This is a genomic window from Pseudomonas sp. PDM27, from assembly GCF_019219205.1.
Lineage (GTDB): Bacteria > Pseudomonadota > Gammaproteobacteria > Pseudomonadales > Pseudomonadaceae > Aquipseudomonas > Aquipseudomonas laurylsulfatiphila.
In genome coordinates this window covers 142986-155988 of sequence record NZ_JAHUWF010000018.1, presented here as the reverse complement: position 1 = coordinate 155988, position 13003 = coordinate 142986, and the positions used below count along the sequence as shown (strand labels likewise).

The window sequence follows — 13003 nt, the reverse complement described above, 5'->3', positions numbered from 1 at the left end:
TCAAGCTGCAAGCCTGATACCTGTCGGTAAGCAGAAAACCCTGTGGGAGCGGGCTTGCCCGCGATAGCGGCAGCACATTCAACATTGATGTGTCTGACATACCGCCATCGCGAGCAAGCTCGCTCCCACAGGTCTGTCGGTGATCCGGAGATTGTGGTCAGCGCGAATCAAGCTGATGCTGCTCCCCTGGGTTCAAGCTGCAAGCCTGATACCTGTCGGTAAGCAGAAAACCCTGTGGGAGCGGGCTTGCCCGCGATAGCGGCAGCACATTCAACATTGATGTGTCTGACATACCGCCATCGCGAGCAAGCTCGCTCCCACAGGTCTACTGGTGATCTGAAGATTGTGGTCAGGGCGGATCAAGCTGATCCAGTGCCCGGTTCACCGCCAACTCCCCCAGCATGATCACCTGCGCGATGCCCAACAGCGCATTGCGGCTCGACCCTTCCAGATGATCCACCAGATCGTTGGCCATGACATTGGCCGACGCCAGCGACTCGCAGGCGTGCACCAGCAAGGTTTCGGCATTGAGCTCGGGATTGACGATGAACATCGTGCTGGGTTTGTGAGGGGTGGCCATGATGTGGGGGCCTGGGTTGAGCGCGCGCTCGGCGGCTTCGTGGAGCTTGCTTGAATCGAGGCTTTCGTACGGGGATGCCGGATCGGTGTCCGGCGGGTTGGGTGTGACTTTGAACATGGAATGGACCTCTAGCGCGAATAGTAAGGAGCCATCACCCTCGCTACCAAACGAAGGGTGGCGGCCACACGCGGGTTGGTAGACCGGTCGCACTAGAACCCGGCGCCCGCAAGGGAGCCCCGCGCATGACCACCATATAAAGCACAGTCCAAAAAAATGACTGTATTCAGGTGGCGTAATGCGCCTAGAACGAACTCGGGCTACCAAACCCGATCACTGTTTTTCAGTGACCGGCAAACGATAAGACCCGCGTTCCAGACGCACAAGCCGGCGGATTCTGGCGTACCTGTAGGCAACGACGCAAGGTGGTGTAGCCTTCGCGAAGTAACCCCGGATGTCTTTAAACACGCATCTGCATTTTGTAGGAGCGAGCTTGCTCGCGATGGTCGTTAACGAATACGCGGGATGACTGGCTGAACGCAGCGCTCTTGAGTCCATCGCGAGCGAGCTCGCTCCTACAACAATCTGCTTCTATCCCCGTAGGGATATATACACCGCAAAACCCCCATTGCTAGTTTGGCCCCCGACGCACTGATTCATCACTGCCAGGGAGCCCGCCTCGTGAACAACACCCCGCCAAGCGATATCGAATTCTGCAATGTGGTCAAACGCTATGGCGAGGTGCAGGCCGTCAGCGGTCTGGATTTTGCGGTGCGGCGTGGCTCGTTTCATTCCTTTCTCGGTGGCTCGGGCTGTGGCAAGACCACTACCCTGCGCATGATCGCCGGTTTCGAACAGCCCACCAGCGGCGAGGTGCGTCTGGCCGGTAAAAGCGTCGCCGGTGTGCCGGCGTTCGAGCGGCCGGTGAACATGGTGTTCCAGCATTACGCGCTGTTCCCGCACCTGACCGTGGCGCAGAACATTGCCTACGGCCTGCGTTATCGCAATCCGCGCCCGGACAAAAAGCAGCAAATGCGCATGGCCGATGAGGCGCTGGAGATGGTGCGCCTGAGCGGCTTTGGCCAGCGCAAGCCGAGCGAGCTTTCCGGCGGCCAGCAACAGCGTGTCGCCCTCGCCCGCGCACTGGTGAACAAGCCGACGGTGTTGCTGCTCGACGAACCACTGGCCGCACTGGACCGCAAGCTGCGCAAGGAGATGCAATCGGAACTGCTGCGTTTGCAGCGCGAGGTCGGCATCACCTTCGTGCTGGTCACCCACGACCAGGAAGAAGCCCTGTCGATGAGCGACAGCATCAGCGTGATGCACAACGGTTCGATCATCCAGACCGCCACCCCGGAGCAACTCTACGAAGCGCCAGCCAGCCGCTACGTCGCCGACTTTATTGGCGAGTCCAACTTGTTCGACGGCACGGTGCGCCAGCTCAACGGCAACTCGGTGGTGCTGCGTACCGAGCAGGGTCTGGAACTGACCAGCCCGCTGACGCCTACCGGCAAAGCCCTGAACACCAACGCCGCCGGTTGCATTGCGGTGCGCCCGGAACTGATCAGCATCGCCGGCGCCCATGCCGACATGAGCCGCGAAGTGAAGCTGCCGGGCTGCGTCGAAGACCGCATTTACCTGGGCAATTGCACCGAATACCGCGTACGCACCCAGGCCTTTGGCGTGGTCTGCGTACGGGTGCCGCGCCAGCAGGATCACGGCGCCAATGCCTTCGAACACGGCGCAGCGGTTCGCGTCGGCTGGGATCACGCCAATGGCCTGGCCATGGCGTTGTAAATCATCGATTCGTTTCATCAACCGGATGTGGAGCGTGCTATGGACCAGAAGACTTTTATAAAAACCCTGCGCAGCTGGCAGAACGGCTCGATCAGCCGCCGCGAGTTCCTTGGCCGCACCGGCCTTGGGATTGCCGCTGCCGTGGTCGCAACCAATATGCCCGGACTGCTGACTTCCACGGCCGAGGCCACCGAGCAAACCAAGCTCGGTGATCGCCTGTCGCTGGCAACCTGGCCGAACTACCACAGCCAGGAAAACCTCGACGCCTTCGGCAAGACCACCGGCGCCCGGGTGTCGATGAGCGTGTTCGGTTCCAACGAAGAGATGCTCGCCAAACTGCAGGCCGGCGGCAGTGGCTGGGACGTGCTGGTGCCAACCAACTACACCATCAGCACCTACGTCGGGCTGGGCCTGATCGAACCGCTGGACCTGTCGCGCATTCCCAACTTCGACGCCTCGGCGTTCCAGCAGAAATTCATGGCCCAGGGCACGGTGGATGGCAAGGTCTACGCGGTGCCGAAAAACTGGGGCACCACTGGCATGCTCTACGACACCGGCAAGCTGAAAAACGGCCCGACCAGCTGGAAGGAATTCTGGGTCGCCGCCCAAGGCCCGGCCAGTGGCCGGACGATGGTCCACGACTACCAGTTGACCGCCATCGGCAACGCCCTCAAAAGCTTCGGCTACAGCTTCAACTCCCTGGACCCGAAAGAACTGGCCGACGCGGAAAAGCTGCTGATCGAGGTCAAGCCGCACCTGTTCGCGATCAACTCCGACATTCAGCCGTCGATGCGCAGCGGCGATGCCTGGCTGGCGATGTCGTGGACCGGCGATGCTTCGCAACTGCACCGCGACAACGCGCAAATGCAGTTCGAACTGGGCAAGGAAGGTGGCGAGTTGTGGAGCGACTTCTTCGCGATTCCCAAAAGCTCGGAGCACAAGGATGCCGCCTACGCGTTCATCAACTACCTGCTCGACCCGCAGCACAACAAGCTGGAAGTGCTGAGCCACGGCTACCCGAGCGGCGACAAGCGTGTCGATGCCTTGCTGCCTGTGGCGATGCTCGACGACCCGATCATGTACCCGGCCGCCGAGGCCTTGAGCCCGCTGGAGTTCGGTGCCGCCGCGACGCTGACCAGCCCGGCGCGTGCCGAACTGATGGCGCGTTTCAAGTCCGCCTGATCGCCTGACCATGGCCAATGAGGAGTCACCCATGAATGCCGCCGCCCACCCGCAAACGGTGCAGCCGGGCCATGCCCTGTCGGCCGAGGTTCGCCAACGGCGCAGCCTCGGCCGGCGCATCACCTTGCTGATGCTCTTGCCTTCCACCCTGTGGTTCCTGCTGCTGTTGTTGATGCCGCTGGTGATCATCCTGGTCTTCAGTTTCGGCGAGCGCAGCGCCGTGGGCGGTTACGCCGGTGGCTTCACCCTGGCCAACTACCTGAACCTCGGCTCTCGCGGCGCAGCGTTCAGCAACACGCTGATGCTCGCGCCGCTGGGCACTTTGGTGTGCCTGGTGGCGGCCTATCCGCTGGCGTACTTCCTCGCGGTCAAGGTCAGTAGGAACCGTTCGCTGTTGCTGACCCTGGTGATCGTGCCGTTCTGGACCAGTTTCCTGATCCGCACCTACGCGTGGATTTTCATCCTCAGCGGCAAAGGTATTCCGGCGCTGCTGGCCAGCCTGGGGCTTGAGGATGTGCGGCTGATCAACACGCCGTGGGCGGTGCTGATCGGCATCGTCTACGGCTACCTGCCGCTGATGGTGTTCCCGATCTACGTCAGCCTGGAAAAACTCGACAAGCGCCTGCTCGAAGCGTCCGCCGACCTGGGCGCCAGCGCCTTCGAAAGCTTTCGCCGGATCACCCTGCCGCTGTCGGCGCCGGGGATCATCACCGGGGTGATGCTGGTGTTCATCCTGTTGATGGGCGAGTTCCTGATCCCGGCCATTCTCGGCGGCGGCAAGGTGTTCTTTGTCGGCAATGCGCTGGTCGACCTGTTCCTGCAATCGCGCAACTGGCCGTTCGGCAGTGCGCTGGCCATGACGCTGGTGGCGATGATGCTGCTGATCATCGGCGTGTATCTGAAACTGGTGGCGCGCTACGGCGGCCGCCCTGCCGACGGAGGTCTGTGACATGTGGCTGCGCAGCTATTCGACATCGCTGTACCTGTTCCTCTACGCGCCGATTGCCTTGATCGTGCTGTTCAGTTTCAACGCCGGGCGCAGTGGCCTGGCCTTCCAGTGCTGCTCGGTGCAATGGTTCGGTACCGCGTTCGGCAACCCGTTCATCATGGAAGCCCTGGGCAATAGCGCACTCATCGCCGCAAGCTCCGCGGTGATCGCCACGCTGTTCGGCACCCTGGCGGTGTTCGGCTTGCAGCGCTGCGGTGCCAAGGTGCGGATGCTGTTCGATGCGCTGACCTACTGCGCGATCATCGTGCCGGGCATCGTCATCGGCATCTCGACGCTGATCGCCTTCATCAGCCTGTTCGACCTGATCAACCCGCTGCTGGCGAGCTGGCTGCCGACTGTGCCGAAGTTGAACATGGGTTTTTTCACCGTGATCGCCGCGCACTCGCTGTTCACCATGGCCCTGGTGATGGTGATCGTGCGCAGCCGCGTCGACTCGCTGGACAAGGCCTTGCTCGAAGCCTCGGCGGATCTGTACGCGCCATCGATGGACACCTTCTGGCGGGTGACCCTGCCGCAGATCAGCCCGGCGATCATGGCCGGGTTCCTGCTGGCCTTCACCTTCAGCTTCGACGACTTCATCATCGCCTTCTTCGTCGCCGGTTCCGAAACGACGCTGCCGATCTACATCTTTTCCTCCATCCGCCGCGGCGTGACGCCGGAGATCAACGCGATTTCCACGGTGATCATCTGCGTGTCGCTGGCCCTGCTGTTCACTTCCCGCCATCTGCAAAACCGCCGCACCGGCGTTCAGGAGTCGCACCATGCGTGATCAGCTCTACATCAACGGCGAGTGGGTCAGCCCGGACCTGGGCGGCTATCTGGACGTGATCGATCCGGCCACCGAACAAGTCTTCCACCGCGTGGCGGCGGGCACTGAGGAAGATGTCGACCATGCCGTGCGCGCGGCCCGGCGGGCCTTCGACAATGGCTGGGGTCAGACCAGCGGCGCCGAGCGTGCGCAGTGGCTGGAGGCATTGGCCGATGAACTGGAGGCCGGCAAACAGGCACTGGCGGAACTGGAAGTGCGCGACAACGGCAAACCGCTGCCCGAGGCGCAGTGGGACATCGGCGATGCCATTGCCTGCTTCCGTTATTACGCCGGTCTGGCCCGCGATCTGGACCAGCAACAGGATCAGCCGCTGGCCTTGCCGGACGAGCGTTTCCGTTGCCGCATCCGCCACGAGCCGATTGGCGTGGCCGGGCAGATCATCCCCTGGAACTACCCGCTGCTGATGGCCGCGTGGAAGGTCGCCCCAGCCTTGGCCGCCGGGGCCACAGTGGTGTTGAAACCGTCCGAGCTGACGCCGCTGACCGCGCTGGAACTGGCCGCCGCCGCCGATCGTATTGGCCTGCCAGCCGGGGTGTTGAACCTGGTCACCGGCCTTGGTGCCGACGCCGGCAGTCCGCTCACCGAGCATCCGGGCGTGGACAAACTGGCCTTCACCGGCAGTGTGCCCACCGGGGCGAAAATCATGTCGGCGGCGGCGCGGGACATCAAGAACATCAGCCTGGAACTGGGTGGCAAGTCGGCCTTCATCGTGTTCGATGACGCCGATGTCGAAGCTGCCGTGGAGTGGATTCTGTTCGGGATCTTCTGGAACCAGGGCCAGGTGTGCAGCGCCACATCACGCCTGCTGGTGCAGGAAAGCATCGCCCCGCGCCTGATCGAACGGCTGGTGGAGGAAACCCGCAAGATCAGCATAGGCCCCGGTATGCAGCCCGGGGTTCTGCTGGGTCCGCTGGTCAGCCAGGGCCAGTACGACAAGGTGCTCGGTTTCATCGACCAGGGCCTGGCCAGTGGCGCCCGTTTGCTCACGGGCGGACGGCGCCCGGCGCATCTGGCCGAAGGGTATTTCATTGAGCCAGCGATCTTCGATGAGCCCGGCCACAGCAGCATTCTATGGCGCGAAGAAGTGTTCGGCCCGGTGCTGTGCATCAAGCGCTTCAAGACCGAAGAACAAGCCGTGCAAATGGCCAACGCCAGCCGCTTCGGCCTGGCCGCCGCCGTGATGAGCGCCGACCTGCAGCGCACCGCCCGGGTCGCCAACCAACTGCGCGCCGGGATCGTCTGGGTCAACTGCTCGCAACCGACCTTCGTCGAAGCACCCTGGGGCGGCATGAAACACAGCGGCATCGGCCGGGAACTGGGGCAATGGGGGTTGCATAATTATCTGGAGGTCAAGCAGGTGACCGAGTACGTCAGTGACCAGCCGTGGGGGTGGTACCTGAAGTAAACAGTCCCCCCCTGTGGGAGCGGGCTTGCTCGCGAAGGGGCCGGCACATCCAAAAAACATGGCGCCTGACACGCCGCTTTCGCGAGCAAGCCCGCTCCCACAGGGATTGTGGCCAGCCGTGGGATTGGCGTTCACTGAAGATCAAAACTGTGGGAGCGGGCTTGCTCGCGAAGGCGGTGGTTCAGCCAATATCTCTATTGGATGTGCCGGCCTCTTCGCGGGCAAGCCCGCTCCCACAGGGATTGTGGCCAGCCGTGGGATTGGCGTTCACTGAAGATCAAAACTGTGGGAGCGGGCCTGCTCGCGAAGGCGGTGGTTCAGCCAATATCTCTATTGGATGTGCCGGCCTCTTCGCGAGCAGGCTCGCTCCCACAGGGATTGTGGCCAGCCGTGGGATTGGCGTTCGCTGAGGATCAAAACTGTGGGAGCGAGCCTGCTCGCGAAAGCGGTGGGTCAGTCGACATTTCTGTTGGATGTGCCGGCCTCTTCGCGAGCAAGCTCGCTCCCACAGGGATTGTGGCCAGCCGTGGGATTGGCGTTCACTGAAGATCAAAACTGTGGGAGCGGGCTTGCTCGCGAAGGCGGTGGGTCAGTCGACATCTCTGTTGGATGTGCCGGCCTCTTCGCGAGCAAGCCCGCTCCCACAGGGATTGTGGCCAGCCGTGGGATTGGCGTTCACTGAAGATCAAAACTGTGGGAGCGGGCCTGCTCGCGAAAGCGGTGGCTCAGTCGACACCTCTGTTGGATGTGCCGACCTCTTCGCGAGCAGGCTCGCTCCCACAGGGATTGTAGCCAGCCGTGGGATTGGCGTTCGCTGAGGATCAAAACTGTGGGAGCGAGCCTGCTCGCGAAAGCGGTGGGTCAGTCGACATCTCTGTTGGATGTGCCGGCCTCTTCGCGAGCAGGCTCGCTCCCACAATGGATCGGCGGTGAGCACGGCATTGGCGTACATCCGTTCCCGCCATTTTTTTGCTGACCAGCAGGCTTGTGACAACGGGTAAACAACAGGTAATTTGAACGGCCAGCCCACCAAGACACGCCGGAGTTGATCCATGCGCATCGCCTTGCTGTCCGACATGCACCTGTCCGTCAACGCGGTCCCGTTTCCCGCCGTGGAGGCCGATATTGTCGTGCTCGCCGGGGACGTCGCGCGCCCCGCCAAGGCCATCGAGTGGGCCAGGGCGTGCCCGGTTCCGCTGCTGTACGTGGCGGGCAATCACGAGTTCTATGGCAGTGACCTGGTCTCCACCTACGAACAGCTGAACAGTTTGTCGCAAGGCACGCAGATCCACGTGCTGGAACGTTCGGAGTACGTCCACGATGGCGTGCGTTTTCTCGGTTGCACCTTGTGGTCTGACTATCGTCTGCTCGACAGCCCGGAGGATCGGGCGCTGGGTATCAACCTGGCGACTCAACTGATCCGTGACTTCAGCCACATCAAGATCGCCCCCGATTTTCCCGACCTGTTCACGCCGGCCATTTCCCAGCTGGTGTTTCTACAGACAGTCGCCTGGCTGGAAGACTGCTTCGCCCGCGACAGCCGCACGCCCACGGTGGTGATCTCTCATTTCGCCCCGACACGATCGAGCATCAGCCCGACCTTTGCCGGTTCGCCGATCAACTCAAGTTTTGTCTCGGACCTCGAATCGCGGATCAAAGACTGGCAGCCGGCGCTTTGGCTGCATGGCCACACCCATGGCAGCTTCGACTATCGGGTGGGCAATACCCGCGTGGTCTGCAACCCACGGGGCTATGCCAAGAACGGCATCAACGAAAATCCCGATTTCGATGATGCCTTCGTGATCGATCTGGATTTCTGAGGTAACGCTCGGGTCAGCAGCACCGCGTATTGCATTTCCCCCGGCCAAAACGCGCTTCCTGACGTTCGCGGAAAAACATCTCATAACTCATCACTGGCTCCCCCGGACGGTTGCGGGCCATTTGTGCCACGTAGTTGTCGTACTCGGGAACGCCGACCATCAATCGGGCGCTCTGGCTGAACATTCTGGCAACCTGCTGCAGTTTGCGGAACATGGCGGATCTCTCTGTGGGCGTGGGACCTGGCCCATCAAACCGCGCTCATGTATCGGCATTGTGTCCAGATCGGGCGCCTTTGTATGTTCAAGTATCCAGGCTCGCGCCCGATGGACCGCCGGCAACCCGCTACACTTTCCTCGCTCCGCCGCTGCACCCGAGCGGCCAAGACCCCTGACTTCTGATCTGGAGGTATCCCATGAGCGACAGCAGCGAACTCACCACCTTTACCGGCTGGGCCGCCACGACAGCGGGCGCGCCACTGGAACGCTACAGCTACGATCCCGGTCCGTTGGGCAACGATGAGGTGGAAGTCGCCGTGGAGTATTGCGGCGTCTGCCACTCCGACCAGTCGCTGATCGACGACGACTGGGGTATCAGCCGCTACCCGTTCATTCCCGGCCATGAGGTGGTCGGCCGTGTCGTGCGGATGGGCGCCCAGGTGCGGGGCCTGGAACTGGGGCAACGGGTGGGCATCGGCTGGTACAAGGGCAGTTGCATGCATTGCACGTCCTGTATCGAAGGCTCGCATAACCTGTGTCGCACGGTGCAACCGACCATCATCGGCAGCAATGGCGGCTTTGCCGACCGCGTCCGCTCGCACTGGGCCTGGGCCCTGCCGATCCCGGCCGGACTCGACCCGGCGATGGCCGGGCCGTTGTTCTGTGCCGGCTCGACCGTGTTCAACCCGCTGGTGGAATTCGGCATCAAGCCCACTGACCGCGTCGGCGTGGTGGGCATCGGTGGCCTTGGTCACCTGGCGCTGCGCTTTCTCAACGCCTGGGGCTGCGAAGTCACGGCGTTCACCTCATCGCTGAGCAAGCAGGACGAAGCCAGGCGCCTGGGCGCACACAAGGTGGTCGCCTCGACCGACTCCGATGCGCTCAATGCCATTGCCGGCACCCTGGATTTTCTCCTGGTCACCGCCAACGCCAACCTCGACTGGACCGCCATGCTCGCCACCCTGCGCGGCAAGGGGCGCCTGCACTTTGTCGGCGTCGTGCCCGACGCCATTCCGGTGCACGTGTTCAATCTGATCCCCCAGCAAAAAACCATGTCCGCCTCACCGGTCGGTTCACCCGCCAACACCGCGGCCATGCTGGAATTCTGCGCCCGCCACCAGATCCTGCCGCAGGTCGAGATGTTTCCCATGAGCCGGATCAACGACGCCATCGATCACTTGCGCAGCGGCAAGGCGCGCTACCGCGTGGTGCTGGACGCCAGCCAGTGACAGGAGAGCCGAACGCGGTCCCTTGTAGGAGCTGGCCTGCCAGCGATGGTCGTTAACGATAACGCTGGTGACCTGGATAAACGCGGTCCCCTGTAGGAGCTGGCCTGCCAGCGATGGTCGTCAACGATAACGCGTGTGAACTGGATGAACGCGGTCCCCTGTAGGAGCTGGCTTGCCAGCGATGCTCGTCAACGATAACGCGTGTGACCTGGATAAACGCGGTCCCCTGTAGGAGCTGGCCTGCCAGCGATGCTCGTCAACGATTACGCGTGCGAACGGGATGAACACGGTGCACTTGAGTCCATCGCCAGCAGGCTGGCTCCTACAGGTTCCCCGGATTGCGTGAAGGACCTTTTTCACCCTCAGGGATTGGCTGCCTGCGCCGGCACCATTGGCATGTGCGGGTCATTCCAGCTGAACCGATAGGCTTTGCCGGTTTCTGGCGGCTGGCATTTGCCGTTGTCGGCATCCGCGCCCACGATCGACCAGTTCGCCCGGGCGTTTTCGCCCAGTTCACGGGCCGCTTCGGCGTTGAAACACTGGTTCAAAACGTCATCCGGCACCAAGGCGTAGGCCTTGGGGTGTTCGCGCAGATACAGCGCGGCCTTTTCGATGGACGAGTTATCCATGCCGAAATGCACGATCGGCTGGCGGGCGAACAACCAGTGCCCCTCCTCCCAGTTGACCAGCACCAGATCGGCGCCCTGGGTCATGGTCGCCGCCTGCGCCATCAGCACCTGGTCGATGTTGGTGCCATCCTTGAGCGGTTCGATGAACCCCCTGGCGAACCACAGCGCGAACCAGGTCGCCACCAGTGCCGGGAACACCCGTCGCAAACGCGGGTGCTTTTTGAACCAGCGCTTGAGCAGCCACGGAATCAGCGGTGCAGCGACCAGCACCAGCCCGGGCAGCGCCGGGTAAATGTACAACTTGCGCTTGCCCGTGCTGATGCAGAAAAACAGCACCACCAGCACCACCCAACCGAGCAATACCAGGACCCGGCCGTCGCGTTTTTGCAACTGACGGCGCCAGGCAGGTACCAGCCATGGCAGCACCAGCACCAACGGTAGCCAATACTGCGGAATCACCTTGGTGAAGAAGTACCAGAACGGTTCACGGTGATGCCATGCAGCGGCATAGCGGCCCGCGGTCTGGCGCAGGAGGATCTCCCGCGCATAGGCCATTTCGTCCGCGCTGCCATTGAAGAAGATCGACAAGGCCAGGGGCAACAGCCAGATCGCGATGGCGCCGAGCATCAGCGCAAACCCGAGCAACCACTTGCGCGCCTCGCCAGGCATGGCCACCACACCGGGCCAGCCTTTGCGCACCGCATAGGCGTACGGAATCAGCAACAGCGCCGGCAGGAAACCCACGCCCTTGGTGATCACCCCGATGCCCATGGCCGCGCAGCCGGCGTAAAACCAGCGCCACGCCGGGCCGAGCAGCAGGTGCCGTGCCAGACCGTACAGGCCAAGCGAGGTGAACAGAATCAAAAAGCTGTCGATCTGGCCGGTGCGCAGGATGCTGTAGGTCTGGTAGGTCGCCAGGTACAGCAGCGCGGCGTTGCGCCCGGTACGCTGGGTCCACAGGCGACGGCCCAGGTCATAGACCATCGCCGTGACCGTCACCGCCGAAAACAATCCCGGCAGGTAGAGCGCGATGTTGGGCTTGCCGGTCAGCCAGGTGAAGAACGCCACCGTCCACATGAAAATCGGCGGTTTGTCGCCGTAGATCTCGGCGGCACGGTGCGGGATCAACCACGAGCCGTTCTGCAGCATCTCCAGGGCGACGCCGAGGAAGCGCTCCTCATCCACGTTCTGTGCCTGGCGCAGCCCCAGCCCCGCGCCGATCAGCAACAGGGCAAGCAGCATCAGCCCCAGGCACTCGACCCGGGGCGACAACGATCTACGCATGGTTCATTCCTTCACGCTGCGGCTTTTGGCAATCAATTGCAGGTTGCGAAAATAGACGATGGAGCCAAAGGCCTGCCCGGCAATGAATACCGGATCCTGACGGTAGATGGCGTAAGCCAGCAGCAAGGAACTGCCGACGATGCTCAAGTACCAGAAGCTGGTCGGGATCACGCTGCGTTTTTTGTATTCGCTGTACAGCCACTGCAGGACAAACCGCCCGGTAAAAGCGATCTGCCCCGCAAAGCCGACCACCAGCCACAGGGTTTCGCGGGTCAGCATCATCCTTCGAGCTCCTGGGCAATGGTGTTCAGCCGCGTGCGCTTGATCAGCCACCAGACGCCGATCAGGTCAAGAATGCCGACCAGCGCGCGGTCGAGGTTGCCGTATTTCGACACCCCGGCCGTGCGCGGCCGGTGGTTGACCGGGTGCACGATCATGCGCCCGTTGTGACGCTGGATCAGCGCCGGAATGAAGCGGTGCATGTGGTCGAAGTACGGCAGGCGCAGGAACGCCGCGCGCTCGATCAGCTTCAGGCCGCAACCGGTGTCCGGGGTGGCGTCCTTGAGCAGGCGCCGGCGAAGGTTGTTGGCGAACCGCGAGGCGTAGCGTTTGCTCGCGGTGTCGCGCCGATTGACCCGGTGCCCGGCGACCAGTTGCACATCGACCTTGCCCGGTTCGCCGCGCACCAGCGCGAGCATGCCGGGGATGTCCGCCGGGTCGTTCTGGCCGTCGCCATCGAGGGTCGCCAGCCATTGCCCGCGGGCCTCGCGGGCGGCGTGGTACAGCGAAGTGCTCTGTCCCAGCGACCGCTCGTGATGGAGGATGCGCAGGGTGTTCAAGCCGTCGTGGCGGATCTGCCGCAGTTCCTGCAGGGTCGCATCGGTGCTGCCATCGTCGACGACGATGATTTCGTACGACTCATCGGCCAGCGCCACGCGGATTTCCCCAAGCAGCGGCTTGAGGTTGTTCGCTTCGTTCCTGGCGGGAATCAGTACGGATACAAAAATGTCTTGGCTCATGGGGTCT

The 13003-nt window shown here is 62.6% G+C and carries 12 protein-coding genes; 7 read left to right on the top strand and 5 right to left on the bottom strand.

Features of this window, described 5'->3' with window-relative positions:
• Positions 1–349: 349 nt before the first annotated feature.
• A complete protein-coding gene (locus KW838_RS28215) occupies positions 350–697 on the bottom strand; it encodes a DUF6124 family protein (protein WP_102702573.1) in 348 nt (115 codons plus the stop codon).
• Between the two features lie 561 nt (positions 698–1258).
• Between KW838_RS28215 and KW838_RS28210 the strand changes: the two genes are divergently transcribed.
• The 6 genes from KW838_RS28210 to KW838_RS28185 all read left to right on the top strand — a co-directional run bounded on the left by KW838_RS28210 (position 1259) and on the right by KW838_RS28185 (position 8619).
• Positions 1259–2374: an ABC transporter ATP-binding protein gene (locus KW838_RS28210; protein WP_218504256.1), complete on the top strand. Its 1116-nt coding sequence runs from the start codon at positions 1259–1261 to the stop codon at positions 2372–2374.
• Between the two features lie 39 nt (positions 2375–2413).
• The gene (locus KW838_RS28205; protein ID WP_218504255.1) at positions 2414–3556 is read left to right on the top strand and encodes a PotD/PotF family extracellular solute-binding protein; all 1143 of its coding nucleotides are present in this window, start codon (positions 2414–2416) and stop codon (positions 3554–3556) included.
• Between the two features lie 31 nt (positions 3557–3587).
• Entirely contained in the window at positions 3588–4505 is a 918-nt protein-coding gene (locus tag KW838_RS28200) for an ABC transporter permease (protein ID WP_102702569.1), read from the top strand.
• Position 4506: 1 nt separating this feature from the next.
• Positions 4507–5334, top strand: coding sequence for an ABC transporter permease (locus KW838_RS28195; protein ID WP_218504254.1), 828 nt, complete (start codon positions 4507–4509; stop codon positions 5332–5334).
• A complete protein-coding gene (locus KW838_RS28190; protein WP_218504253.1) occupies positions 5327–6799 on the top strand; it encodes an aldehyde dehydrogenase family protein in 1473 nt (490 codons plus the stop codon). Before KW838_RS28195 ends, KW838_RS28190 begins: the two co-directional genes overlap by 8 nt.
• Positions 6800–7851: 1052 nt before the next feature.
• Positions 7852–8619 carry a metallophosphoesterase gene (locus KW838_RS28185; RefSeq protein ID WP_218504252.1) on the top strand — a complete coding sequence of 256 codons (768 nt, stop codon included), beginning with the start codon at positions 7852–7854 and terminating at the stop codon, positions 8617–8619.
• 13 nt (positions 8620–8632) lie between these two features.
• Here the strand turns inward: KW838_RS28185 and KW838_RS28180 are convergent, their stop codons facing one another.
• Positions 8633–8833 carry a YbdD/YjiX family protein gene (locus KW838_RS28180; RefSeq protein WP_007981151.1) on the bottom strand — a complete coding sequence of 67 codons (201 nt, stop codon included), beginning with the start codon at positions 8831–8833 and terminating at the stop codon, positions 8633–8635.
• 199 nt (positions 8834–9032) lie between these two features.
• Between KW838_RS28180 and KW838_RS28175 the strand changes: the two genes are divergently transcribed.
• Positions 9033–10064 (top strand): NAD(P)-dependent alcohol dehydrogenase, encoded by a 1032-nt coding sequence (locus KW838_RS28175; protein WP_218504251.1) that lies wholly within the window; start codon positions 9033–9035, stop codon positions 10062–10064.
• Positions 10065–10426: 362 nt separating this feature from the next.
• On the opposite strand, the gene KW838_RS28170 is transcribed toward KW838_RS28175, so the two are convergent.
• The 3 genes from KW838_RS28170 to KW838_RS28160 are packed head-to-tail and all read right to left on the bottom strand — an operon-like array spanning position 10427 to position 12996.
• Positions 10427–11977, bottom strand: coding sequence for a glycosyltransferase family 39 protein (locus KW838_RS28170; protein WP_218504250.1), 1551 nt, complete (start codon positions 11975–11977; stop codon positions 10427–10429).
• A gap of 3 nt (positions 11978–11980) precedes the next feature.
• Complete coding sequence (locus tag KW838_RS28165; protein ID WP_007976061.1) at positions 11981–12259, bottom strand: lipid-A-disaccharide synthase N-terminal domain-containing protein; 279 nt, start codon at positions 12257–12259, stop codon at positions 11981–11983.
• On the bottom strand, positions 12256–12996 hold the full coding sequence (locus tag KW838_RS28160; protein WP_218504249.1) for a glycosyltransferase family 2 protein: 741 nt from the start codon (positions 12994–12996) through the stop codon (positions 12256–12258). The genes KW838_RS28165 and KW838_RS28160 overlap by 4 nt, the downstream gene beginning before the upstream one ends.
• Positions 12997–13003 lie beyond the last annotated feature (7 nt).